The 25,060-nt window shown below is 43.3% G+C and carries 20 protein-coding genes; 15 read left to right on the top strand and 5 right to left on the bottom strand.

All coding sequences use genetic code 11. From position 1 onward, the window contains the following. Nucleotides 1-27: 27 nt before the first annotated feature. A complete protein-coding gene (locus BUB99_RS17960) occupies nt 28-1,563 on the bottom strand; it encodes a bifunctional GNAT family N-acetyltransferase/carbon-nitrogen hydrolase family protein (RefSeq protein ID WP_073124867.1) in 1,536 nt (511 codons plus the stop codon). Between the two features lie 346 nt (nt 1,564-1,909). Further along, nucleotides 1,910-4,171, bottom strand: coding sequence for an efflux RND transporter permease subunit (locus BUB99_RS17955; RefSeq protein WP_073124865.1), 2,262 nt, complete (start codon nt 4,169-4,171; stop codon nt 1,910-1,912). 281 nt (nt 4,172-4,452) lie between these two features. On the opposite strand from BUB99_RS17955, the gene BUB99_RS17950 reads away from it, so the two are divergent. The 6 genes from BUB99_RS17950 (at nt 4,453) to BUB99_RS17925 (ending at nt 12,404) form a co-directional block, all read left to right on the top strand. After that, entirely contained in the window at nt 4,453-5,247 is a 795-nt protein-coding gene (locus BUB99_RS17950; RefSeq protein ID WP_073124863.1) for a thymidylate synthase, read from the top strand. 178 nt (nt 5,248-5,425) lie between these two features. After that, nucleotides 5,426-6,091, top strand: coding sequence for an L-serine ammonia-lyase, iron-sulfur-dependent subunit beta (gene sdaAB / locus BUB99_RS17945; protein ID WP_073124861.1), 666 nt, complete (start codon nt 5,426-5,428; stop codon nt 6,089-6,091). 673 nt (nt 6,092-6,764) lie between these two features. Beyond that, nucleotides 6,765-9,890: a UvrD-helicase domain-containing protein gene (locus BUB99_RS17940; RefSeq protein ID WP_221407530.1), complete on the top strand. Its 3,126-nt coding sequence runs from the start codon at nt 6,765-6,767 to the stop codon at nt 9,888-9,890. Then, nucleotides 9,887-10,861 (top strand): NADPH:quinone oxidoreductase family protein, encoded by a 975-nt coding sequence (locus BUB99_RS17935; protein WP_073124858.1) that lies wholly within the window; start codon nt 9,887-9,889, stop codon nt 10,859-10,861. Before BUB99_RS17940 ends, BUB99_RS17935 begins: the two co-directional genes overlap by 4 nt. Nucleotides 10,862-10,912: 51 nt before the next feature. Then, nucleotides 10,913-11,407 (top strand): hypothetical protein, encoded by a 495-nt coding sequence (locus BUB99_RS17930; RefSeq protein ID WP_073124856.1) that lies wholly within the window; start codon nt 10,913-10,915, stop codon nt 11,405-11,407. Between the two features lie 73 nt (nt 11,408-11,480). Next, nucleotides 11,481-12,404 (top strand): glutaminase, encoded by a 924-nt coding sequence (locus BUB99_RS17925; RefSeq protein ID WP_119844229.1) that lies wholly within the window; start codon nt 11,481-11,483, stop codon nt 12,402-12,404. 37 nt (nt 12,405-12,441) lie between these two features. Here BUB99_RS17925 and dnaA read toward each other — a convergent pair whose 3' ends face one another. Then, nucleotides 12,442-13,857, bottom strand: coding sequence for a chromosomal replication initiator protein DnaA (dnaA, locus tag BUB99_RS17920; protein ID WP_073124854.1), 1,416 nt, complete (start codon nt 13,855-13,857; stop codon nt 12,442-12,444). Nucleotides 13,858-14,171: 314 nt separating this feature from the next. Between dnaA and BUB99_RS17915 the strand changes: the two genes are divergently transcribed. Together BUB99_RS17915 and scpA are read left to right on the top strand one after the other, a co-directional pair. Beyond that, the gene (locus BUB99_RS17915; RefSeq protein WP_170863840.1) at nt 14,172-15,257 is read left to right on the top strand and encodes a methylmalonyl-CoA mutase family protein; all 1,086 of its coding nucleotides are present in this window, start codon (nt 14,172-14,174) and stop codon (nt 15,255-15,257) included. Beyond that, entirely contained in the window at nt 15,254-17,395 is a 2,142-nt protein-coding gene (gene scpA / locus BUB99_RS17910) for a methylmalonyl-CoA mutase (RefSeq protein ID WP_073124851.1), read from the top strand. The genes BUB99_RS17915 and scpA overlap by 4 nt, the downstream gene beginning before the upstream one ends. A 1-nt stretch (nt 17,396) precedes the next feature. Here scpA and BUB99_RS17905 read toward each other — a convergent pair whose 3' ends face one another. Both BUB99_RS17905 and BUB99_RS17900 read right to left on the bottom strand, forming a co-directional pair. Then, on the bottom strand, nt 17,397-18,380 hold the full coding sequence (locus BUB99_RS17905; RefSeq protein WP_073124849.1) for a pyruvate dehydrogenase complex E1 component subunit beta: 984 nt from the start codon (nt 18,378-18,380) through the stop codon (nt 17,397-17,399). Nucleotides 18,381-18,570: 190 nt separating this feature from the next. Next, a complete protein-coding gene (locus BUB99_RS17900) occupies nt 18,571-20,349 on the bottom strand; it encodes a TPR end-of-group domain-containing protein (protein WP_073124847.1) in 1,779 nt (592 codons plus the stop codon). 141 nt (nt 20,350-20,490) lie between these two features. Here BUB99_RS17900 and BUB99_RS20770 point away from each other — a divergent pair, with 141 nt between their 5' ends. The 7 genes from BUB99_RS20770 (at nt 20,491) to BUB99_RS17865 (ending at nt 25,036) form a co-directional block, all read left to right on the top strand. Then, complete coding sequence (locus tag BUB99_RS20770; RefSeq protein ID WP_073124845.1) at nt 20,491-20,706, top strand: PspC domain-containing protein; 216 nt, start codon at nt 20,491-20,493, stop codon at nt 20,704-20,706. A gap of 100 nt (nt 20,707-20,806) precedes the next feature. Beyond that, a complete protein-coding gene (locus BUB99_RS17890) occupies nt 20,807-21,754 on the top strand; it encodes an acetyl-CoA carboxylase carboxyltransferase subunit alpha (protein ID WP_073124843.1) in 948 nt (315 codons plus the stop codon). A 3-nt stretch (nt 21,755-21,757) separates the two neighbouring features. Continuing rightward, on the top strand, nt 21,758-22,309 hold the full coding sequence (locus BUB99_RS17885) for a 1-acyl-sn-glycerol-3-phosphate acyltransferase (RefSeq protein ID WP_073124841.1): 552 nt from the start codon (nt 21,758-21,760) through the stop codon (nt 22,307-22,309). Nucleotides 22,310-22,368: 59 nt separating this feature from the next. Next, a complete protein-coding gene (gene yidD, locus BUB99_RS17880) occupies nt 22,369-22,590 on the top strand; it encodes a membrane protein insertion efficiency factor YidD (protein WP_073124839.1) in 222 nt (73 codons plus the stop codon). Between the two features lie 76 nt (nt 22,591-22,666). Next, nucleotides 22,667-23,602, top strand: coding sequence for a fatty acid desaturase (locus BUB99_RS17875; protein WP_073124838.1), 936 nt, complete (start codon nt 22,667-22,669; stop codon nt 23,600-23,602). Between the two features lie 14 nt (nt 23,603-23,616). Beyond that, nucleotides 23,617-24,534 (top strand): methionyl-tRNA formyltransferase, encoded by a 918-nt coding sequence (gene fmt / locus BUB99_RS17870; RefSeq protein WP_073124836.1) that lies wholly within the window; start codon nt 23,617-23,619, stop codon nt 24,532-24,534. A 1-nt stretch (nt 24,535) separates the two neighbouring features. After that, nucleotides 24,536-25,036: a dihydrofolate reductase gene (locus BUB99_RS17865; protein ID WP_073124834.1), complete on the top strand. Its 501-nt coding sequence runs from the start codon at nt 24,536-24,538 to the stop codon at nt 25,034-25,036. Nucleotides 25,037-25,060 lie beyond the last annotated feature (24 nt).

The raw sequence follows: 25,060 nt of genomic DNA, 5'->3' as shown, positions 1-25,060 counted from the left end.
AATGACCTTTTAAAATGAGTCGTTTGACTACTTAGTCGGCTTCTTTTGTTTGATCTCAAAGAGATCTTTGCGACGGTCTCGGAGGTTGTTGACACTGCCGAACTGATTGAGCTCTCGGAGCAGATCAATGTCTACATCTGCGATGAGGATCATCTCGGAGTTGGCTGTGGCTTCTGCTTTGATACCATTGGCGGGAAAAGAGAAGTCACATGGCGTGAAAACCATCGACTGGGCAAACTGAATGTCCATGTTGTGTACCTTGGGTAGGTTGCCGACACTACCTGCGATGGCTACATAGCATTCATTCTCGATGGCGCGAGCCTGTGCACAGTGTCTCACACGAGAGTAGCCATTTTGGGTATCGGTCAGGAAAGGAACGAACAGGATGTCCATCCCCTGATCCGCCAATACGCGACCCAGTTCGGGGAACTCTGTGTCATAACAAATCAAGATGCCGATCTTACCACAGTCGGTATCAAAGGTCTTGAGCTCTGACCCTCCCTGCATTCCCCATACTTTGGCCTCATCAGGGGTGACGTGTAGCTTCTCATAACGCTCTGCCGTTCCGTCACGCTTGCATAGATAGCCCACGTTATAGAGTAGATCGTTTTTGATCTCTGGCATACTGCCTGTGATCACGTTGATGTTGTAACTGATGGCGAGCTCTGAGAAACGCTGTACGATTTCTTCGGTGTGTTTGGCGAGTTCTCTGATCGCAGCGGACTCAGAGAGATGGTTGTTTTCGGCCATCAACGGTGCGTTGAAGAACTCTGGGAATAGCGCAAAGTCAGACCTATAGCCAGATACCGCATCGATGAAGTATTCGGCCTGTTGCATCACTTCGTCCAGGGATTTGTATAGACGCATCTGCCACTGGATCAGTCCTAGACGCACGATCTTCTTTTTGTTGACTGCCGTTTGGGTTTCCTTCTCATAGTAGATGTTGTCCCACTTGAGCAGTACGGCAAATTCATTGGACGCTGCGTCTCCTTCTAGATAGCCTTTGAGTATTTTCGATGGGTGAAAATCATTGGATATCTGGAAGTTGAAAACAGGGTCGTGTATTTCCTTTCGTTTGACTTTCTCGATATATTCTTTTGGGCTGAGTTTATCAGCATGCAGGTGGTAGTTAGGGATACGCCCACCGAAGGCGATACCGCGAAGATTGAGTCGTTCGCAGAGTTCCTTGCGGTAGTCATAGAGTCTACGTCCTAGTCTGAGTCCGCGGTATTCGGATTTGACAAATACATCGATCCCGTAGAGGATGTCTCCATCATCGGTATGGGTGTCGAACGAGAAATTCCCAGTGATACTCTTATAAGTATGGGAGTTGTCAGACTTGTGATGATCTACGACGATAGACAAGGCACACCCAGCCAACTGACCGTTGACTTTGATGACTACTTGTCCTTCTTGAAATTTTTCTATCAAGGTCTTGATATGAATCTCGTCCCAATAGGAATTAGGGAGGTTCGAATAAGCCTCAATCATGGCAGATTTTAACTCCTGATAATCACTCAGCGTCAGGTACTGTAACTCAATATTTTCTATGCTCTCTAACATACATGTATGATGGCTAATGGTTAGAGTCATGGCATGAACCATAACTCAGTTTTGTGGGGATGAAGTTAGTGAAAAGGGTAAAGAAACAATGAATAAAAACAGGGATGAATGTGTGGTAAATAGAGAAAATTTGAGTCTATGTGATTGATAGTGGAAACCTGCCTTAGGCTGAAAAGGTTGTTGTTTTTCATGTCTATGTCTTCAAGCCAGACAGACTCATACTTTTCCATTGATGAAAAGTAAGCGAAAATCTAGAACTGTGAAGAAAATGTACATCCTGAACACTTATCATTTTCTTAGTTTCCACTCAATTCCATGTAGAACCAGAAAATTAGAGGAGTGTGATTTAGGTATTGTCTGATTTTTTCAATGTTCGGCGTGGAAGGAAATACAGGATCAATACGGGCAGCAGCGTCAAGTCGGCAATCAATGCTACGATGAACGAGACGCTGACGAATAACCCTGTATTGAAGGTCGCGGCAAACTGAGAAAAGCAGAAGATGATAAAACCAGAGGTCAAAATGATCGTCGTGACGATAATAGGTTCTCCTGTCGCGAAGATGGTGCGTTTGATCGCATAGGGCATGGATCGCCCTGCGAGTCGCTCTTCGCGCATTTTGCTGAGAAAGTGTATCGTGTCATCCACCACGATTCCAAAGGAGATCGCAAAAATGATAGACGTCCCTAGATTGATAGGGATACCAAAGAAGCCCATCACTGCAGCTATGGCTAGGATAGGGAATAGGTTAGGAATCAGTGTGATTAAGATCATTCGCCATGATTTGAACATATAGCCAGCGATGATGCTGACGATGATCACTGCGGCGAAGAGCCCTTTCATTAGGTTCATGGATAGGGTCTCGTGGCTCTTTTCGATCAGTTGGGTAGAGCCTGTGATGCGATAGTCTAGGACGGATTTGTCTAGCCATTGATCTAGATCAGCCTTGAATGCCATGGCGCGATCGGTTCCATCTTTGGATCCGAAATCTTTAGAAAATCCACTGATGCGGGCTAAGTTGCCACTGGTGACTTTGAAGAATCGTTCTTCTATTTTTCCTTTCTGGATGGTCGAAAAGACCTGACGCCATTCTCGGTCTGTCTCTGGTAGTTTGTAGTTTTTGGCCAAACCACTGTGCTGCATCTGATACACGGATTTGACGAGGGAGGCAGGAGATACGAGGTTGTTGGCATTGAGGGTTTGATGTGCGAGGGTAGCGATGGAGTCGATCAGCGTGATGATTTCCTTCGAGTAGAGCTCTGCACTATCGGGTGTCCATACCGTCATCGTAAAGGGTTTTGAGCCACCATACTGCGTATCAAAATAAGTAAAATCTTCTTTGACGGGATCGTCCTTGGGTAGGTCATCGATCAGGTAGGCATTGATTTCTAGTTTGGTGATCCCAATCCCAATGAGCACTGACGCGATGGCGAATAGGGCGAGTATGAGTTTTTGCCTTTGGATCACGGCATGGTAGAGGGTATCAAGAAACCGCTTGAGTATGGGGTTGCTTCTCTTTCTTTTGAGTCTGGGTTCAACGAGGAACATGAGTTGAGGGAACAGCAAGTAGGTCAGACCGAAAGCAAACATGATTCCCACGGCACTGTATAGCCCCAGATCGATGATAGGTTGTACACGGATGGAGATCAAAGTAATGAAGCCTACTGCGGTAGTGATGGAGGTGAGTAGGGTAGCGAACCCCACTTTCTTCACGGCCTGATTGATGGCATCTGACATGCTGGCTCCCTTCGAATACTCGTCCTGTGCATGTGCGTAGAGGTGGATAATGTCCGACATGGAGACGACCAATAGGATGGAGGGGATCAGTGTAGAGAGTATGTCGATCTCCTTGCCGACGATGGTCATGAAACTGAGTGTCATCACCACAGAGAGCACCGAGACCAGTAACGAAGCGATCACCATAGAAGGCCTTCGGATGAAAATGATCAGCATGATCAGTATCGTGAGACCGCTGAAGATTACAAAAAAGGTAAAATCCTGCTGTACGGCCCAGACATAGGCACGTTCGCCGATAGGGCGTCCCGCGAGTCGAACTTTGTCAAACGGATAGTTGGCTAAGGTCTGATCGATTTGGGAGACAAATGCATCTGCCAGCTTCTTGTCTTTGAACTTACTGTGTGTGATGATCAGTTTGGTAGATCGGTGGTCTGAGGATAGAAACTGATCCTGCACGTGCGGTTCTTTGGTGATCTTGAGGCTATCCTTCGTTAGCTGACTGGGATCGGTTAGGTGGAGGTAGGGGAGTTCGATGTAGCCCATCGGGCTCTTGACCAGTTTTTTGAGATTGATCAGTGAGATCACACTTTTGACACCATCGATGGCTTCTAGGTCTGACAGTACAGAATCGCTGCGGAGTAGAAAATCCTGTTCGAATACGCCAGCATTGTTTTCCAGTCCGACGAGGATGTAGTCATTGTCATGGCCGAACTTTTCGGTGAAGGATTTGTAGTAGATCAGGTCTGGATCGTCGAGAGGGAAAAAGGCATCCAGATCATTGTTGAACCGCAGGTGAACCAGCTGACTACCCATCCCGAGTATCACCGCAAAAGTGATGACGAGCGATAGAATAGAGGACTTCTTATTGATCATAGAGCAAGCGATATGTCATGCCGCAATATTAATGTAGATTGGTTAATCTCAGCACCCGAAAACCCATAAGTCTTCAGCATAACATGAAGAGTCTAGCGAGGCTGATTTGTCCCGACCTACCCTCAGCTGATTTCTTTCTCTATCATATAAGGAGGTAGTCTCTTTGAGCCTGTTCAGGGCAGCCTGTCAATTGAGGCCATTTATGCCTGTATCTATCGTCCATTTTGCATAAATCGACTACTTTTGGAAAACCATTTTTTTAAGACAAAAGACCAAATAAGATGAAGCAATACCACGAACTGATGCAGCGAATTTTAGACGAAGGCGTTCAAAAAGGTGACCGTACTGGCACTGGGACGAAAAGTGTCTTTGGTCATCAGATGCGGTTTGATTTGTCTCAAGGTTTTCCTGTCGTGACGACTAAGAAACTGCATCTCAGGTCGATCATCCATGAGTTGCTGTGGTTCTTGAGAGGGGATGACAATATCCAGTACCTCAAAGAAAATGGCGTCTCTATCTGGGACGAATGGGCGGACGAGGATGGAAAGCTGGGGCCTGTCTATGGGGTACAATGGCGAAGCTGGCCGACTGCCGATGGACAGACGATCGATCAGATCGCACAGCTGATCCATGATATCAAGACCAATCCTAACTCTCGACGACTGATCGTGAGTGCGTGGAATGTCGCCGATGTGCCCAATATGGCTTTGCCTCCCTGTCATGCATTTTTTCAGTTTTATGTCGCAGAGGGCAAACTGAGCTGCCAGCTCTATCAGCGTAGTGCTGATGTGTTTTTAGGTGTGCCGTTCAATATAGCGTCTTATGCACTACTCACCATGATGGTGGCGCAGGTCTGCGGATTAGAGGCGGGCGATTTTGTGCATACACTGGGCGATGCGCACCTGTATTCTAACCACATGGAGCAGACCGAGTTGCAGCTGTCTCGTGAGTGCAGACCCTTGCCAACCTTGAAGATCAATCCAGAGGTAAAGGATATCTTCGACTTCAAGTTCGAGGATTTTGAACTCGTCGGCTATGACCCACATCCGCACATCAAAGGGGCAGTAGCGGTATAAGGGAGAGAACCAAGATCGCTAGAGCCAAGAATCAAGGTGCTTAGAACCAAGACTGACTCTTTGAATAGGGAGGCTGTATATAGGTTTTGAAAGTGATTGCCATGGCTATCCGTTAGATGGATGGAATTGTCCTAAATATTCGCTTCCTTAGTGTGCAACAACAACCCCCAATAAATAGATGGAAAGAAGTAGTGTCTTTGATATGATAGGGCCTGTGATGATAGGTCCTTCGAGTTCGCATACTGCTGGTGTCGTACGTATAGGACGTGTCGGCGTGAAGCTGTTAGGTGGTGTCCCGGACGAGGCTGAGATTATCTTTTACAATTCATTTGCCCAGACCTATGAAGGACACGGTAGTGACCGGGCGATTGTAGCTGGGCTAATGGATTTTGATACCGACGATGCGCGTATCAAAGACGCATTTGATCATGCCAAAGACAAACTGACCTACAAGTTTCGTTCTGTCGGCAATGCCTCCACCAAACATCCCAACACGGTTTTTTTGCGACTCAAAAAGGGAGATAAGAAAATCGAGCTCGAAGGAGAGAGTCGAGGAGGTGGAGTGATCCGAATCTCCAATTTCAATGGTTTTGCATCAGGATTTACTGCCAACCTACATACTCTGGTAGTGACTACTGACGATGCTCAAGGCAGCATCGCATTCATTTCTGACATCATCTCACACGACGATTGCAACATCGCCACGATGACCGTTTCCCGAAAGGGAAAGAATGATGTTGCCTGTCAGATCATTGAGATGGATTCGGGTATCAACGACATCACCCTCCAGTACATCCGCCACATCAAGTGGGTGCATGACGTGATTTATATACCTGTGATTTAGGTAATAACCTGAGTTCGATTTCAACTTTCATTAAACCCTTGTCGGAAATGCATCAATCACACTTTGTCTTCAAGCCAGATAGAGCATGATTCATTTTTAATCGAACTCAGGTTAAAAGGTAGATGAGCATGAGACATAAGCACAAAGTGTATCAAACCTCGTTAGGTTGTAGCATTTTGATATATATCTTATCAATTTTAGATATAAATCTTTTTAAGTTTAGATATATACCATTTTACATTTAGATATATATCTTTTTGTTGTATGATGCTGTGGAGTCATACAGCATCACCTTAGATCTATACCCTCTTGTGCCCTATTGCTAACCTGAGTTAGATTCTAAATAACAGTTTCCTTGAAGGTCAAGGCTATCTTAGTAAATTCTCCAAGAGTTTATCTGCCGTAGGCATGGCCTGGCTGGCTTGAAGACGATGGATAGGGATTTGCGAGATTTAAACGAACGCATATAAGCTTCTTACTCTCGCCAAAACCCAAACAATAGACCATTTTAGTAGTTGTAATCTTATAGATGGCGTGATTAGAGGGCGATATCTGACCGATATTACTTAATTTTAGTTTTTTGAGACATCCCAAAAAAGATAATGAAATAGCCTAAGCTTGCTTGACGATCAAGTAGTGAATGCTAGCCCTAGTCTCACATACCATGCAAACAATGAATCAAGAGGAAATACCCAAGATCTTTAGTATCTACCGTGCCTCGGCGGGATCGGGCAAGACTTATACGCTGACCTATAATTACCTACGATTAGCACTCAAATACCCAGATTATTTCAAGTCTATCTTAGCGGTGACCTTCACCAACAAAGCGACCCAGGAGATGAAGTCACGTATCGTCGAGACCCTGACGGAACTGAGCAAGGGTACACATAGTATGTCCTCAGATCTCATGCGGGATTTGGCGATGACTGATGTGCAGTTGCAGAACAGAGCCGCTTTGGTACTCAATACCATCCTGCACAATTATTCCTTTTTTGCGATCACGACGATCGACGCATTTTTTCAGCGTGTGGTGCGTTCCTTTGCGAAGGAAATCGGAATGCATACTGGTTTCAAGATCGAACTGAACCAAGGCAAGGTACTCACAGAAGTGATCAATGAGATGATACAGGGTATCTCAGAGGATCCGCAGCTGCTGCGTTGGCTTACCGATTTTGCGATTAGCGAGATCAATGAAGGCAAGTCATGGGATACCAACAAGAGCATACTGTCGCTATCAGGAGAATTGTTCAAGGATGAGCTGGTAGCCAAGAAAACCGAGGTGTTTGAGAAACTGGAGGATGCGACTTTCATGGACCAGGTACTGAGTCGTGTGCGGGAGCAATTGCACGCTTTTGAAAAAGAGTACCGTCAATTGGGAGAAGAGGCAGTGTTTTTGTGCAAGCAGTATGGACTGGAGATGACGAGTTTTACCTATGGAGCGGCGGGTGTTGGCGGGTATTTTTATAAAGTAGCCGAAGGAGAGATCAAAGAACCAGGTACCCGCGTCAAGAAGGCGGTATCTGATGATGCCTGGGTCGCTAAGACATCAAAGGAAAAAGAGGTGGTGATGCAGGCTGTGGAAGGAGGTCTGCGAGGCTTGGTGGCTTCTATGGTGACTTTTTATGAAGAGAACATCAGAACCTACCGTTCATTCGAGCAAGTGTCTAAACGGCTGTATGCTTTTGGGTTATTGTCTAGGGTTTCACAGGAGATCGCTCGCTACAAAGAAGAAAATGACATGCTGCTGATCTCTGATTTTCAGTTGTTCTTGCATGATATTATCAGCGATAGTGACTCTCCGTATGTCTACGAAAAAATAGGTACACGCTACAATCATTATTTGATAGACGAGTTTCAGGATACGAGTAGTCTGCATTGGGACAACTTCAGACCATTGGTACAGGATAGTTTGGCGAGTGGCAATTTCAACATGATCGTGGGGGATGTCAAGCAGTCTATCTACCGATGGCGTGGTGGAGATTGGGATATCTTGCTTTCGAAGGTGAAGCAAGGCGTGGATCCAGCACTGCTAGATGAGCAAAGCCTCAAAACCAACCGCAGAAGCAAACAAAATATAGTCGAGTTCAATAACCTGTTTTTTGAGCATGCTCCGGTTTTGTTAGAGTCTACATTGGAGTCAAAAATAGGGGCAAAACAGCTACGGATACAAGAGGCCTATCAGGCGAGTAGTCAAGAATTGTTCGACGAGTCGGCGACTGGTTTGATACAGCTCCAGTTCTATGACAAGTCCGAAGAGGAAGAGGATTTTCCTCTCACGAAGTTGATTGCAGACGTGCAGTCACTACAGGATGCCAAATATGGTTTGAGCGATATCGCGATCCTAGTGCGAAAAAACAATGAAGGGCGTCAAGTAGCGGAGGCACTGATGAATCATCAGCGCGCCAACCCTAAAGATGGCTATCGCTACGATGTGTTGTCCAACGAATCGCTGTTTATCAAGAACAATAAGTCTGTGCATTTGATTTTGCAGGTCTTACACTATTTGCAGTATCCAAGCGAGCGTCTGGCCGAAAAACAGGTAGAGTATGCACTGTCTTCGTGTTATGCCGCGGAGGATGTGGCGATGCACATGCAACAGATCGAAGCGCAACGTTTGTACTGGAAGTCTCTTCGCCTATCCGAGCTGGTCAATACGCTGGTGAGGCAGTTTGATCTGATGGATGTAGAAGAAGATTTGCCCTATGTGTTGGCGATACAGGATGCGGTAGAGGATTTTTTGGAGTATGAACCAGATACGATTTTAGATTTTATGAACTGGTGGAGTGACCATGACAAACGGTCGATCCAAGTATCGGGAGACCAAGACGCTATCACCATCATGACCATACACCAGTCCAAGGGGCTACAGTTCAAGGCGGTGTTGCTGCCCTATTGTAGTTGGTCACTGGATCACTCTGGTGGTTTTAGGGAGCAGTTGATCTGGAGTGAGCAAGCCAAGAGTACTGAGATGCTGGGAATGCCTCTCGTACCGGTGAAGTATTCAGCGGCATTGGGTGGTACAGTTTTCTCAGAAGACTATCAAGCGGAGATGCATGATATTCATCTGGATAATCTCAATATGCTCTATGTGGCGATGACACGGGCAGAGGAGGCCTTGTTGATCACTGCTCCAGTAGATGGTTACAAGCCTGCCTTACTCAAGACCGCAGGACATCTGATATATCATTTTGCATTAGAGCAGAGGTGGATTACAGAGGAGGAATCTCTTCATCGGATAGGAGAGTTGCCAGCGTTGAGCGAGTACCAGCATGATCTCATGCCCGCATTTACTATCCATCCGCGAAAGATTACGACTGATCTAGGAGAGCATGTTGCACTCCGGTACAAGTCTCGTATACTCGAAGAGACCCAGATCGAATCGATCAACTATGGAGATATTGTGCACTGGATTTTCTCTAAGATAACGAAGCGAAGTGAGTTTGGCGAGGCGATAGATATGGCCGTTATGAAGTTTGGGCTCAATCCAGACGAGGTGCAGGAAATCAAAGATAGACTCAGGCAGATTTGGGATTTGCCAGGCGTATCGCAGTGGTTTACCGATGACTGGGAGGTGAAGAATGAAGCGTCTATTTTGCTTTCTGATGGAAAAATGAAACGTCCAGATCGGGTAGTGATCCGTGACAACAAGGCACTCATTATTGATTACAAAACTGGTGCTAAATCAGCAGGACACATCCGACAGGTAGAAGAATATAAATCTATTCTATCCAAGATGGGCTATGGTGAGGTCGCTGGCTATTTGATATATTTTTCAGAACCAGAACTAGTAGCCGTATGAAAGCAGTACTATGTAGCACCCATGGTGGGGCAGAGTTGTTGAAGCTGGAGGAAGTGCCATCTCCCGTGCCAGAAGCCAATGAGGTGATTATATCTGTGAAAGCCTGTGGACTTAATTTTCCAGACAATCTGATTATCCGTGGCAAGTATCAGTTTCAGCCAGATTTCCCTTTCTCACCAGGAGGTGAAGTCTCAGGGGTAGTCAAATCGGTGGGTGCGAAAGTGACCAGTTTACAGGTAGGTGATCGTGTCATGGCTGGGACGAGTTGGGGTGGATTGGCTGAGGAAGTGCGATCCTTGGCGACCAATGCTTTTAAAATTCCTAAAGAGATGGCTTTTGAATCCGCAGCAGCTTCTCTGATGACCTATGGCACATCCTATCATGCGTTATTTGACCGAGCGCAGTTGCAGCCTGGAGAGACTGTTTTGGTGTTAGGTGCTGCGGGGGGGATAGGAGTCTCTGCTATCCAACTGGCTAAGTTGCATGGCGCGACAGTGATCGCCTGTGCATCTACAGACGAAAAACTAGAACTGTGCAAAGCAGTAGGGGCAGATCATGTCATCAACTACACATCCACGGATATAAAAGCGACTGTCAAAGAAATCACCAAAGGAACGGGTGTGGATGTAGTAGTTGATCCAGTAGGAGGAGACTTTGCCGAGCCCGCTTTTCGTTCGATTGCTCGTTTTGGTAGGTATCTAGTCGTAGGCTTTGCAGCAGGTGAAATTCCCAAACTACCGCTTAACTTACCTCTTCTCAAAAGTGCATCTATAGTGGGCGTGTTTTGGGGTTCGTTTTTTAGAAATAATCCAGAACGAAATGCGCAGAATGTAGATCAACTCATAAAGTGGTTCGCTTCGGGACAGTTGAAACCTATAATTGATCGAGTTTTCGAACTGAAAGATTATGAACAAGCTTTAAATCTACTTCGTGATAAGGTAGTGAAGGGGAAGATTGTTTTGGTGACTTGATTTTATTCTATATTTTTATTGAATCTTACAAAGTATAAACAATCAACAGATATGAAAAGAATCCTCCTAATCGTGACTTTGTTTGCGCTTTTCGCACAAGGACGAGCATTTGCTCAAGGAAGTAATATTGATACCAAGAAGTACAAGTTTGATATGGTGATCCCTGAGGGGTACGGGTTTAAGCAGTCTGAGAAAGATGGCTTTACTAAGATCGAAGGTTACAATTTGGAGTCGGATACTAAAATCAATGCTTATGCTTACGTAGGTAATATTGAGAAAGCTAAAATCTATCAGTTTGGAGCTAAAGAATCAGGTATCGCTAAGGAAAGTTGGATAGCCATAGATAATGGCGAAACTGAAAATGGTTTTGCGTGGTGGGAAGTGTACGAAGCTGAAGTTGGAAAGAAAATGATGTATGCCGTAGTGGCTAAAAATGCCTACAACGAAGTGTACTACATGTTCTATGCTTTGGCAACTCCTGCGAGTTATGAAAAATATCAAGATCAATATTTAGAATGGGCGATGAGCTGCACAGGTATTGAGTAGAAAATCCGTAATTTTGGATCGTGAAAACCTCTGATAGTTTCTGTCAGAGGTTTTTTTATAGACAAGGAATTATATGACGATAGATTACGGTGCGACGATAGCTGAGATAGCGCAGGAGTTAGCAGAAAAGACCAATCATGGGAAGGTGCCTAGTTACATTCCTGAACTGGCCAAAGTGGATAGGAATAGGTTTGGGATATGTCTCACGACGATAGAAGGAGATAGGTATATGTATGGGGATTCTAATGTTAAATTTTCGATACAAAGTATCTCGAAAGTGCTTTCACTGACGATGGCGATTAGTTTACAAGGGCAGGAAAGTCTCTGGAAAAGAGTAGGGGTAGAACCCTCTGGTAACCCTTTCAACTCTATTGTTCAGTTGGAATATGAAAATGGGATTCCACGCAATCCTTTTATCAACGCAGGAGCTATTGTGATCGCAGATATACTGGTGAGTCAACTACAGCATCCTAAGCAAGAATTCCTCGCCTATGTCAGAGGGTTGTGTAATAACCCTGATATCAATTACAACCGTCAAGTGGCACAGTCTGAAAAAAGCGTAGGGTATATGAATGCCTCTCTTGCCTACATGATGAAAGATAAGGGGAACCTAATTAATGAAGTGGATGAGGTGCTGGATTTTTATTATCTGCAGTGCTCGCTAGAGATGACCTGCGTAGAGCTAGTGGATGCTTTTAGAAACTTCGGAGATACGGGTGTTCCATTTGGTCATGGAGCTTATTTTTTAACATCGAGTCAGGCCAGACGAGTCAATGCTTTGATGATGACATGCGGATTCTATGATGAGTCTGGTGAGTTTGCTTTTGAGGTAGGATTGCCGGGTAAAAGTGGGGTCGGAGGTGCTATTGTAGCATTGCTGCCAGAAAAGTACTGTGTTAGTGTATGGAGTCCGCCGCTCAATAAGAAGGGTAACTCTTACATGGGTATGATGGCATTAGAGCGGCTCACTACCAAAATTGAAGGTTCTATATTCTAGAATACCTTTTCTAATCTACCAAAGAAAAAGGCTATCGTTAGATAGCCTTCATTTTAAATTTCTTTTTGAGCTCGGTGAAGGATGACCTAAACCGTGCATCTGTATCGAGCATGTCGTTGACCGACTGTAGCGCGTGTATCACCGTACTGTGATCTCTACCTCCAAAATGGCTCCCAATGCTTTTTAGCGAATGGTTGGTGTAGTCTTTTGAAAAGTACATGGCTAGCTGTCTCGCTATTACGATTTCTTTTTTTCTAGTCTTTGCTTTTAAATCGTCTGAGGATACATTGAAGTATTCTGAAACGGTTTTCTGGATGTAGTCAATACCTACTTCAGACTCGATATTTTTTACTATCGATTTGAGTGTCTGCTTGGCGAGCTCTAGATCGATTTCTGATCGTGTGAGCGAAGCATGTGCGACGAGTGAAATCAGTACGCCTTCCAGCTCTCTGATATTCGTATCGACACTGTAGGCAAGGTATTCTAGTACTTTGTCATCGATCTCTAGCCCATCATCTTGTAGCTTGCGCTGTATGATTGCGAGTCTAGTTTCGAAATCGGGCTGCTGTAGATCTGCAGTCAGTCCCCACTTGAACCTAGAGACCAATCTTTCTTGCAACCCCTTCAATTCCGTAGGTGGACGATCACTAGACATGATGATCTGCTTACCGTTTTGATGTAGGTGATTGAAAATATGGAAGAAAATCTCTTGCGTTTTCACCTTGTCTTTGAAGAACTGAACATCATCGATAATCAAGGTATCTACGTTCAAGTAGAAATTTTGAAATTCTTGTAAGCTATTGTTCTTGAGTGCCTCGATAAATTGGCTGGCGAATTTTTCAGAAGCCACATACAGCACAAACTGCTCTGGATGTTCTCTTTTGATTCGATTACCAATAGCTTGTGCTAAATGTGTTTTACCTAGCCCAACACCACCATATATCATGAGCGGATTGAACGAAGTGATACCAGGCTTGGAAGCCACTGCGAGTCCTGCTGATCTAGCAAGCCTGTTACAGTCACCTTCTATATATGTATCAAATGTATTTTCAGAATTTAGATTTGACCTTTGCTGTGCATTTTCAACTTCACGCAGAGCAAAGGGACTGGTGGATGCTTGGTTGTTATAGCCTCCGTTTTGTCCATATCTAGCAAACTCCTTCTTTTGAGCTAGATTGACCGTATAGGGCTGGTTTTTGGCATTGCCTTTATCTACAATGACTGAATATTCTAATTTGCCCTCAGAGCCGATTTCGGATTGAATAGCCTCCTTAAGTAACTGTACATAATTGTCCTCTAGCCATTCGTAGAAAAACTGAGAAGGAACCTGTATTGTTAAAACTGGAGCTGAGAATTTTAACGGAATAATAGGAGTAAACCAAGTTTTGAAGCTTTGTTCAGGAATTCTATTCCCAATGTATTTCAGACAGTTATCCCATATTCGTGTATGCATTGGAATCTTGGCAATTGGAGGTTTATAATTAAAAAAGGCAATTTTTCTCTTTTCAGAATTTCAAATTTGATCAAAAAAAAATGAATTAAAAAATCAAAAACGTGTTGACTTTTTAAATAGTTCTTCCATCCTGTATAATGGAAATCATTTATTTTAAATTCTTTGAATAGTACAATTGGTCTTTTGCACCTTTTGATTGAAGTTCTTTTGGCAAAGCTAAACAAGATTGTTGGGCTTTGCATAGGGTAGCTGATTCTGTTTTTATTCTTGTCAAGAAGAATTTATATTACTAGTAACAACCCAAAAGAATGATTATGGAAAACTATCACTTCAGTGAGTTTTCGTCTATGACTAAGGAGGACTGGATCAATACTAGTTTAGCCACCTTGGGAGAGGAGACTTTTACTGCATTGTATCACCCCCAGCTTATACCACATTTAGGTGTATTTAGTTACTATGACCAATCAGATATAGCTTCCGAGCCTAGTTGGTTTACGAATAGGATGTCTGCTGATTGGTGCTATCACGAACGAATCAGAGACGATGAAAATATGTCACCGCTAGAACTTGAAGCATTGGCTCAATTGGGAGTCCAGGGCTTGATTTTGACAGAAGAGCAATTGTTGAAATATTCTGCGCAAAGCATGAAGGTGTTTAAAAAACTGTCTTTTGACAGTTTTAAGGTAGGTTTTGAGAAAGACCTACCTGATAGTAAGAAATGTGGAGGCTTTGTTTTTGGTGGTAAATATTCTGAAATACAAAAGGAGGGTACTTCATTTGGTTATGATTTGGAGATAGATGTTAGTGGGTACGGCGCTAAACAAGATCCTGTTTTTGAAGTCGTGATGGTGCTGCTTTATTTGGACGAAATGCTGACCAGTGTTTCTGAAGGGGAAGCTTTGGATGAGCTATGTTCTCGGTTATTTGTTAGGATGCAGTTATCTGTACATTTCTTGTCAGAGGTCGTCAAGTTGCGGAGTGTTTCGTTGCTGTTACAATCTGTGATTTCGCTCGTTAGAGAAGAAAGACAGCCAAGTATAAATATTCCAATCTATGTAGCTATTGGTTCAGGTTTAGAAGCGATGGCTTTGGATCAACAGTTGATTCGCTTGACTTCTGTGTTTTTGTCTGCCGTTTTGGGTGGTGCGAGTGATATTGAGGTGGTTTTGGAATCTAATAATAAGTCAATATCTCGTTATCGAGACATTTCCAATTTATTGCGTGAAGAAGCCATGCTTTCTATGGTGGTAGACCCTCTCAGCGGGAGCTATTTTATAGAGAAGATAACGCATGAGATGATGCGAAAATCTTGGTTGTTTTTTCAGCGTATTAAGGATAAAGGTGGTTTAGTCTGGTTTCAGGGGGATTATGATCGGTTCATTCAAATCACTCAGTCATGAAGAGAATTGATCTGTCAACAATAGCATTTGAAAGGCTGATTGAAACCAAGCGAGTTTTAGAGGTAGAGGATAGAGGGAGTTCTGCCGAAGGAATATCCTTGCAGTCGAGGTTTCGATCCATTGATATACAGTCAGTTACTCATTTGAGCTTTGGTCCGGGGAAACCTCCCTATCTACGAGGGCCCTATAGTACCATGTATGTCAATCGACCATGGACGGTACGTCAGTATGCGGGATTCTCTACGGCCGAGGAATCGAACCACTTTTACAAGGAGAATTTAAAATCAGGGCAGACAGGGTTGTCAGTTGCGTTTGATTTGGCAACACACAGAGGGTATGACTCAGATCACCCGAGAGTGTCTGGAGATGTGGGAAAAGCGGGTGTAGCGATAGATTCTGTAGAGGATATGAAGATACTGTTTGATCAAATTCCTTTGGGTGAAATGTCAGTGTCCATGACGATGAATGGTGCCGTATTGCCAGTTATGGCGTTTTATATAGTCGCTGCGGAGGAGCAAGGGTTTGCTCCAGAACTATTGACTGGAACGATTCAGAATGATATCTTAAAGGAGTATATGGTCCGAAATACTTATATCTACCCACCAAAGGAGTCTATGCGAATAGTAGGAGATATCATGGAGTATGCTTCACGACGAATGCCGAAGTTCAACGCGATTAGCATTAGTGGTTATCACATGCACGAAGCGGGGGCTAGTGCTGATCTGGAGTTGGCTTATACATTAGCGGATGGTTTGGAATACTTACGGACGGGCGTACAGGCGGGGATAGCGATCGATGATTTTGCTCCTAGAATTTCTTTTTTCTGGGGTATCGGGATGAATCACTTCATGGAAGTGGCTAAGATGCGTGCTGCCCGTCTCTTATGGGCTAAACTAGTGAAGTCATTTGACCCTAAGAACGCTAAGTCTATGGCATTGCGTGCGCATTGCCAAACGTCAGGATGGAGTCTGACGGCTCAAAACCCTCGAAACAATATAGTAAGAACCTGTATGGAGGCTATGTCGGCAGTGATGGGACATACTCAATCATTGCATACGAATTCTATGGATGAGGCATTGGCTCTACCGAGTACCTATGCAGCAGGAGTAGCTCGAGATACGCAGTTGTTTTTGCAGACGGAGAGTAAAATTACGTCTGTTGTTGATCCGTATGGTGGATCCTATTATGTAGAGTATCTCACGGATCAGCTAGCACGAAAAGCTTGGGCTGAAATTCAATCTATCGAGAAGATGGGAGGGATGGCCAAAGCGATCGAGCTGGGACTGCCCAAATTGAAAATCGAAGCTTCTGCCACTCAAAAGCAGGCAAGGATAGATGCCGGAGAAGATGTGATTGTCGGTGTGAACCGTTATCAGTCTGATGAGGATATCGATATAGATCTATTAGAAGTAGATAACCATCAGGTTCGCTCGCAGCAAATAGAGCGACTGAAGAGAGTACGAGAAGAACGTAGCAGTGAAGAGGTAAGGCAAGCATTGGTTGAGCTCAAAAAAGTAGCTGAAATTAAGTCTGGCAACTTGTTGGAGTGCTGTGTAGTGGCAGCAAGAGTACGTGCCACTTTAGGCGAAATTTCCTCTGTGTTAGAGGAGGTTTTTGGTAGATATACTGCGAAGACTACTGCGGTGTCTGGGGTTTATTCGAAAGCGTATATGAAAAAGAATGAAATGAAGGAGGTAACGAACCTTGTAGAGGAGGTACGCCAATTGGATGGTCGAAACCCTCGTATTTTAGTCACTAAGATGGGGCAAGATGGGCACGACCGTGGAGCCAAAATTATCGCTACCAGTTTTGCAGATTTAGGCTTTGATGTAGACATAGGGCCATTGTTTCAAGTACCGTATGAAGTAGCTCGTCAGGCCGCAGACAATGATGTCCACATGGTAGGAGTGTCTAGTTTGGCTGGCGGACATAAAACGTTAATTCCTGAGCTAATAGCGGCTTTGAAGGACGTTGGTCGAGGAGATGTGTTGGTTGTGGTTGGTGGAGTGATTCCACCTCAGGACTATGATTTCTTGTATGAAGCTGGCGTCTCAGGTGTTTTTGGGCCTGGAACAAAAATCCCCGAAGCTGCTTCGGGGATTTTAGAAATATTGATATCGAAATTACGTGAGGAGTAGATTACTTCTGCACGTACATGATTTCTTTGACTGCTTTGACGGTACGCTCTACGTTAGGTAGAATCTCTTGAATCAAAGTAGGCGCATAAGGTAGCGGCACATCTCTGTTGGTGATTCTATGGATAGGAGCATCTAGATAGTCAAAAGCAACTCTTTGTACGTAGTGACTGATTTCAGAAGAGATAGACGCTAGTGGCCATGCTTCTTCTACGATTACCAGTCTGTTTGTTTTTTTGACAGATTCGATGACTGTAGCGTAATCGATAGGTCTCACAGTTCTTAGGTCTATGACCTCAGCATTGATTCCTTCTTTTGCTAGTTCGTCAGCGGACTCATTAGCGACTTTCATAAATTTACCGAAAGATACGATGGTTACATCTGATCCTTTTCTGACAACATCAGCTACGCCGATTGGGATGATGTATTCACCTTCTGGTACCTCACCTTTGTCTCCATACATCAATTCTGACTCCATGAATATAGTAGGGTCATTGTCTCTAATAGAAGCTTTCAATAGACCTTTGGCATCAGCAGGATTAGAAGGTACCACTACTTTTAATCCTGGGACGTTAGCATACCAGTTTTCGAAATTTTGAGAGTGCTGAGAGCTTAGCTGTCCAGCGTTACCTGTTGGGCCTCTAAATACGATAGGTACAGTAAATTGTCCCCCAGACATAGACATCACTTTAGCAGCTCCGTTGATTACCTGATCGATAGCTACCAATGAAAAATTGAAAGTCATGAATTCAATGATAGGACGTAGACCGTTCATAGCAGACCCTACACCTACACCCGCAAAACCAAGCTCAGCAATAGGCGTATCGATTACTCTTTTTGCGCCGAATTCGTCAAGCATGCCTTGGCTTACTTTATATGCGCCATTGTATTCTGCAACTTCTTCACCCATGAGATAAACAGATTCGTCTCTACGCATCTCTTCGTTCATCGCTTCTCTGAGGGCTTCTCTAAATTGTAAAACTTTCATTCTTTTCTTATTTAATAATTACTTCCAAAGGGAGGGTGTATTGTCCTATGATTTTAAAGCTGCTAAATTATGTCATGACTGCCAATATCCCAATCTATTTCACATAAATAGATACTTAGTTCTATGCGACAGGACATAAAAAAAACCCTGACTTACTAAGTCAGGGTCTCTTTTCAAATGTGATTTTTTCTTAGTTCAAAGCTTCTGTTACCTGAGTAGCGAAAGTTCTGAATTCTAGGTCTGCTAATGCTTTCTCCTTCAATGAAGGATCTTTCTCAACAGCAGTTTTCAAGTTAGACAATACATCGTCAGCATTACCTTGTCTAGCTGCAGTTATAGCTAAAGCGTAGTGAGCTTTAGCAAAATCCGCATCTAGCTCGATCGCGCTATCGAAACCAGTTTCTGCATTTTCGAATTCTTTTAGAAGCAATAGAGCTAAACCTTTATCGAAAGCTACAGCAGTAGTTTCGTCAGCAGATCCTAAGCTAGCAACAGCAGCCTCATAATCGCCTTTCTTTACTTCAATAGCTCCTTTTACACCGTAGATTCCACCTTTATGGTTTCCAGGGTTGTTAGCCAAGGCAGCTGTGGCAGCATCAAATGCTTGAGCAGCGTTTCCTTGCAATGCATAAGCAGTAGCCATGTTTGCTTGTACTTCAGCAGCATTTTTCTTGTTTGCTGCGATTTCCAATTGCGTTAGTGCCAATTCAATTTTTTGGTTTTTCGCATCACCTTCAGCTTCGATTGCTTGTGCCAAATAAGTTGCACCCAAGTTGTTGTGTGCTTGCCAGACACCTTCTTGCTTAGTAGCAGCGAGATAAATCGCTTCTTTTTCTTCCAAAGAAGGAGTTAATGTAGCAGCAAATAATAGTTCATTGATAGACAATGAATCTGTTGCAGTAGAATCTTGATCTACAATTTGCTTAGCAATGACAGTGATTTCTGCGTTTGATTTTTTCTCTTTCACAGTAAGTGCTTCAGTTCTAGCAGCTCTTAAACCTGGATAGATATCTTTGAAGATGGCACTGTATGAATCTAGCTTCTGTAGCGCTTTCTCTTTGTCTTCGAAAGTACCAGCTCCGTTTACGATCTTTAGAATCTCTGACTTTTGATCAGCAGTTACGCCTTCGTATACGTCTAGAGAGTCTTTGAACTCAGTCCAATCTTCTACAACTGGCTTCAAGATGAACTTGATTGAGTCAGCCATGTCCTTGTAGTCGTACTTTCTCATTTGACCTCTGTAGAAATCTTCGATCGCTTTGGCTCTGTTCTCTGATAATTTAGAGTTTACAGTTTCCAAACCTTCTGGTGAGTGAGTACCAGTGATTGTTACAGTTTTGGTTACGTTTTTGTCCGCGATGAAAGCAGAGAATTCTTTTCCTTTAGAACTTCTAGTTTCTGATCTTTTCAATACAGAGCTACCTCTATCGAAAAAGATACTCACATTAGTAGGAGTCAATTCTTCTTCATCTGTGTACCCTGGATCTGCGAATGCAGTGTAGTATACGTCCTCTACCAATGTAGAAGTTGTGATAAGACCTTGCGCCACTGCTACTCTTGGAGTTGACTTGTTTTCACCTTTCTCATCTACTGCAGTACCTATTACTTCTAGGTTGCCTTGATCCATTGATGGATCATAAAGGAATGCAAAAGATTCTGATTTTCTTGATGTAGTTGTTTTGCTATCTGGGAAGTCAGCCGCATCAAAAGTCATTGTACCGACTTCAACATCTGATTCACCAGCTTTATAAAATGAAGTCATTTTATACTGATACTTTTCTGGGAGCATTTTGGCAGGCAATACTACCGCCATGTCATACTTTACTGAATCACCGTGTAATTCTAATGGATTGGGAACTATATCCACTTGTTGGTTTTCTGCAAGTTTGACCATGTTGTTCAATGAACTACATGCTGAAAATACAGTCAAGCCTAAAACAAGGGCTATCACAATATTCGATTTTCTCATTTGAAAAATTGTTTTTTTGAAAATTGATATAACTTTTTGTACTTATCTTCGAAATAAGTGCAATAATACGGAAAAAATAAATATATCCTAAGATTAATAAAAACAATTAAATTGGTTGAATTCGCTTAAATTTGCGATGCTATGAAAGGAATACAGGATTATTTTGAGAAACATGCATTTGGCGTTTGTGCTAGGCTAGGGGAGAAGCTGAGGTTGCCTTCTTCGAGCATTCGTTTGTTTTTTATATATGCGTCTTTTTTGGCCTTTGGCAGTCCTTTGATTGTTTATCTTAGTCTGGCTTTTGTGATGAATTTTAGGAAGCACCTCCGGAGGCGCCATTCTCTTTGGTACTATTAGGTGATTGTAGGCTATAGTAGTTACCTGAGATATCTCTACTTTTTTTTCTATTCTAAATCATTTTTATTCTTAGGTTTGCAGTTCAATTCACATAAGATTTATGCTATTAGAATTCGAAAAACCTATTGCTGAGCTGGAAGAAAAGTTGCACGATATGAAGCAACTTGCTCAGACCAATGACGTGGACGTATCTGAAACTGTAAAATCATTGCAGCAGAAAATCGAAAAATTAAAAAAAGAAACTTTCCAGAATCTGACGAGGTGGCAGAGGGTACAGCTCTCACGTCATCCAGAGAGACCTTATACGCTCGATTATATTTACGAGATCACAGATGAGTTTATCGAAATTCACGGAGATCGAAATGTAAAGGACGATAAAGCTATGGTGGGTGGTTTTGCATCTATAGATGGGCAAACTGTCATGATGATCGGTCAACAGAAGGGTCGTAATACGAAACAACGCCAAACACGAAACTTCGGAATGGCCAACCCAGAAGGATACCGAAAGGCCCTACGTTTGATGAGAATGGCCGAAAAGTTTAATAAGCCTATCGTTTGTCTGATAGATACACCAGGTGCTTATCCAGGGCTAGAAGCTGAAGAGAGAGGTCAAGGTGAAGCGATTGCGCGAAATATCAAAGAGATGTTTATGTTGAAAGTACCTGTGATCTGTGTGATCATTGGTGAAGGTGCTTCAGGAGGTGCGATCGGTATTGGTATTGGAGATAGGGTGTTGATGATGGAGAATACTTGGTATTCTGTGATTTCACCAGAATCTTGTTCGTCTATTCTATGGAGAAGCTGGGAGTATAAGGAGCAAGCTGCAGAGGCACTTAAACTTACGGCTAACGATATGATAGGGAACAAGTTGATCGATGGGATCATCAAAGAACCTTTAGGTGGTGCGCATACTGACATGAAAGGAGCGTCCAAGGAATTGAAAAAGGAGATACTTAAATATATCAAGGACTTGAATAAAGTCTCTGTTGAAGATCGTATAGATCAGCGTATTGAGAAGTTTAGTGCTATGGGTGCATACGCCTCTTAGATTATGCTTCGTGTCCTATTTATATTTGTTTTCAAGTTGTTGGGCTGGCGGATAGAAGGTAATATATCCGAAGGTCTAAAGAAATGTGTGCTGATTATCGCGCCACATACCAGTAACTGGGACTTTGTAATAGGAGTAGTTTCTAGAAGGATTTGTGGCTTTCAAGCTAACTATCTCATTAAGAAAGAGTTTTTTAAGAACCGAGCTTTGGCTTGGTTCTTTGATTTTACGGGAGGTATCCCCGTTGATCGTAAGAGTAAAAAAATCGATGTGGTTGGTGGAGTGGTAGATAAGTTCAATTCTCGTGACTCCCTGGTGCTCACGATTACTCCAGAGGGGACACGATCTCATGTAAAAGAATGGAAAACAGGTTTTTACAGAATAGCACTCCGAGCTAAAGTTCCGATCGTTATTGTAGGGTTTGATTACTCGAAGAGACTAGTCAAGTTCATAGAGGAATTTGCCCCTACTGGGCAGATGGAGGAGGATATTGCATACATAAAGTCTCTCTATAAGGATGTGAAAGGCAAGTACCCCGAAAAAGGCGTGTACTAGATTTTGTGGCCAGTTTATGGGAATTAGTTTTTTGATTTCATTGTTACCATGATCAGCCTATGAAGAAGTTTTTAAAGAAAATTGCCATATTTCCAATCCTGATTTATCAATACAGTATTTCTCCGATGTTTCCATCTTCATGTCGCTATTCGCCGACATGCTCGCAGTATATGAAAGAGGCCATTATGAAACATGGAGTTTGGCGAGGGGTGAGATTGGGATTGAAAAGAATAGGGAAATGTCACCCATGGGGAGGTAGTGGCTATGATCCTGTCCCCTAGGCAATAATTGCCTTACCCCTTTTCGTAAGCTGCCATTTACAACCTATCTTTGCGGCTGAATAAAACGGGAAATACTGTGGAAAAGAAAAACGGTTTTTATTGGTCTGACGAGCGTGAACCGCATTTTAATAGACGGAAGGATATACTGGCTAAATACCCTCAGGTACGAGACTTGTTTGGTATTGATAAGGGGTTGAAATTTAAGACTTTGGCTCTGGTTGTGTTTCAATTGGCTACTGCGCCATTTATCGCTGAACTGGCTTGGTATTGGTATATACCTTTGGCTTACATTTTTGGAGCTTCTGTGAGTCATACCTTGTTTTTGGCTATCCATGAGATTAGTCATGATTTGGCATTTAAGAACCGCGTGTCGAACAACTGGTTGGCACTGGTGGCGAATATTCCAATTTTGTTCCCATATGCTATGTCTTTTCGGACCTATCACCTCAAGCACCACTGGGAGCAAGGTGATGTGAAACACGATACTGACCTACCTACTGATGGAGAGCGTCGCATATTCCAAGGCTTTCTTGGTAAGCTGCTTTGGGCTACTAACCAAATCTTGTTTTACGCATTGAGACCCATGTTTGTCTATCCTATCAAGTATGAGAAGTGGCACAAGATTAATATCGTATTTCAACTGTCTGCATTAGCTATCTATTGGTATTTTGTAGGTACAGGAGCTGTTTTGTATTTGCTTTTGAGCGTGTTTTTAGCGGGTAGTTTGCATCCATTGGCAGGACACTTCATTGCAGAGCACTATGTGTTTAAGGAAGGACAGGAGACTTATTCTTATTATGGGCCGCTCAATGTACTTGCTCTGAATGTAGGCTATCACAACGAACACCATGATTTTCCTAATGTACCAGGGACACGACTACCTGAACTAAAGAAAACTGCACCTGATTTTTATGACCATTTGTTTACACATAAGTCCTGGTCAAAGGTTATTATTCAGTTCATCGCCAACCCTAAGATTAGTTTAGGGAGTCGAGTGAAAAGACACAGATAATCCTCCGAATAGATATGAAGATAATTTTTATGGGTACACCAGAGTTTGCGGTGCCTAGTTTGCAAATATTGGTGGAGAATGGCTGGGATGTCGTCGGAGTAGTTACAGCACCTGATAAGCCTAAGGGACGTGGTAAGAAGCTTCAAGGCACTCCTATCAAGGATTATGCGGTGAGCGTAGGCTTGAATGTGCTTCAACCTACCAATCTGAAATCTACAGAATTCATCACAGAGCTACAGGCGCTACAGGCAGATCTACAGATCGTGGTAGCCTTTCGTATGCTGCCAGAGATCGTGTGGAATATGCCGGCTGGAGGAACCTTTAATCTCCATGCATCTCTTTTGCCACAATATAGAGGTGCAGCGCCAATCAACTGGGCGATTATGAACGGAGAGACCGAGACGGGTGCTACCACTTTTTTTTTACAGCATGAAATCGATACAGGTCATATCATCGATCAAATTCATGAACCGATACATACTGATGATAATGTAGGAGATGTCTATGGTAGACTGATGAACAACGGTGCTCAGTTGGTTTTGGATACGGTGAAGAAAATCGATGCAGATACGGTAGTTACTAAACCGCAAGAGGACTCTTCTGAGTTGAAATCAGCTCCCAAAATTCATAAGGAAACGTGTCAGATCAACTGGAGTCAATCAGCGGAATCAGTACGCAATTTTATTAGAGGGCTCTCTCCATATCCAGCTGCCTGGACGATGTGGAATGATAAAGTGTTTAAGATCTATAAAACGGTTCATGCAGAAGAGCGTGAGCATGGAGATGTAGAGGTTGGGGCGTACATAACGGATGGTAAGAAGTATTTAAGCGTCAAAACACAAGATGGATTTTTGGATATAGTGGAATTGCAAATGGAGGGTAAGAAGCGAATGGAAACTGCAGATTTACTCCGAGGATATAAATTCGAATAGTATGAAGATTTCGATGATAGCAGCCATGTCGAGCAACCGAGTGATTGGCATCAACAATGATTTACCTTGGCATCTACCAGATGATATGAAATATTTTATGGAGACGACTAAGCATCATTGTGTCATCATGGGACGAAAAAATTATGAGTCTTTGCCTCCAAAATTTCGTCCATTGCCAGACCGTACCAATCTCGTCGTGACCCGACAAGATGAATACAGTGCACCAGGTTGTGAGCGATTTGATAGTATAGAGGCTGCTGTGGAGTATGCCCGAAAGGCAGGCGAAGAAGAGTTGTTCATCATCGGAGGCGGGCAGATTTATGAATTGGGGCAACCACTGGCCGATAGGATATATCTGACGGAGATAGATGCACATATCGAAGGGGGAGAGGTGTTCTTTCCTGAATTGACTAATGACTGGGTGGAGCAATCTCGAACACATCATGCGGCAGATGAGCGACACAAATACGCTTTTGATTTTGTAACCTACGAAAGAGGCTGATTAAGCACTATAATAACTGGATCA

Source organism: Reichenbachiella agariperforans, from assembly GCF_900142205.1.
Lineage (GTDB): Bacteria > Bacteroidota > Bacteroidia > Cytophagales > Cyclobacteriaceae > Reichenbachiella > Reichenbachiella agariperforans.
The sequence above is the reverse complement of the archived record's forward strand: the minus strand, read 5'-3'. Positions and strand labels throughout refer to the sequence as shown.

Bases quoted from the DNA above. Each gene is read 5' to 3' on its own strand.
- BUB99_RS17960 (WP_073124867.1), bottom strand. From the start codon at position 1,563: ATGTTAGAGAGCATAGAAAATATTGAGTTACAGTACCTGACGCTGAGT.
- BUB99_RS17955 (WP_073124865.1), bottom strand. From the start codon at position 4,171: ATGATCAATAAGAAGTCCTCTATTCTATCGCTCGTCATCACTTTTGCG.
- BUB99_RS17950 (WP_073124863.1), top strand. From the start codon at position 4,453: ATGAAGCAATACCACGAACTGATGCAGCGAATTTTAGACGAAGGCGTT.
- sdaAB (WP_073124861.1), top strand. From the start codon at position 5,426: ATGGAAAGAAGTAGTGTCTTTGATATGATAGGGCCTGTGATGATAGGT.
- BUB99_RS17940 (WP_221407530.1), top strand. From the start codon at position 6,765: ATGAATCAAGAGGAAATACCCAAGATCTTTAGTATCTACCGTGCCTCG.
- BUB99_RS17935 (WP_073124858.1), top strand. From the start codon at position 9,887: ATGAAAGCAGTACTATGTAGCACCCATGGTGGGGCAGAGTTGTTGAAG.
- BUB99_RS17930 (WP_073124856.1), top strand. From the start codon at position 10,913: ATGAAAAGAATCCTCCTAATCGTGACTTTGTTTGCGCTTTTCGCACAA.
- BUB99_RS17925 (WP_119844229.1), top strand. From the start codon at position 11,481: ATGACGATAGATTACGGTGCGACGATAGCTGAGATAGCGCAGGAGTTA.
- dnaA (WP_073124854.1), bottom strand. From the start codon at position 13,857: ATGCATACACGAATATGGGATAACTGTCTGAAATACATTGGGAATAGA.
- BUB99_RS17915 (WP_170863840.1), top strand. From the start codon at position 14,172: ATGGAAAACTATCACTTCAGTGAGTTTTCGTCTATGACTAAGGAGGAC.
- scpA (WP_073124851.1), top strand. From the start codon at position 15,254: ATGAAGAGAATTGATCTGTCAACAATAGCATTTGAAAGGCTGATTGAA.
- BUB99_RS17905 (WP_073124849.1), bottom strand. From the start codon at position 18,380: ATGAAAGTTTTACAATTTAGAGAAGCCCTCAGAGAAGCGATGAACGAA.
- BUB99_RS17900 (WP_073124847.1), bottom strand. From the start codon at position 20,349: ATGAGAAAATCGAATATTGTGATAGCCCTTGTTTTAGGCTTGACTGTA.
- BUB99_RS20770 (WP_073124845.1), top strand. From the start codon at position 20,491: ATGAAAGGAATACAGGATTATTTTGAGAAACATGCATTTGGCGTTTGT.
- BUB99_RS17890 (WP_073124843.1), top strand. From the start codon at position 20,807: ATGCTATTAGAATTCGAAAAACCTATTGCTGAGCTGGAAGAAAAGTTG.
- BUB99_RS17885 (WP_073124841.1), top strand. From the start codon at position 21,758: ATGCTTCGTGTCCTATTTATATTTGTTTTCAAGTTGTTGGGCTGGCGG.
- yidD (WP_073124839.1), top strand. From the start codon at position 22,369: ATGAAGAAGTTTTTAAAGAAAATTGCCATATTTCCAATCCTGATTTAT.
- fmt (WP_073124836.1), top strand. From the start codon at position 23,617: ATGAAGATAATTTTTATGGGTACACCAGAGTTTGCGGTGCCTAGTTTG.
- BUB99_RS17865 (WP_073124834.1), top strand. From the start codon at position 24,536: ATGAAGATTTCGATGATAGCAGCCATGTCGAGCAACCGAGTGATTGGC.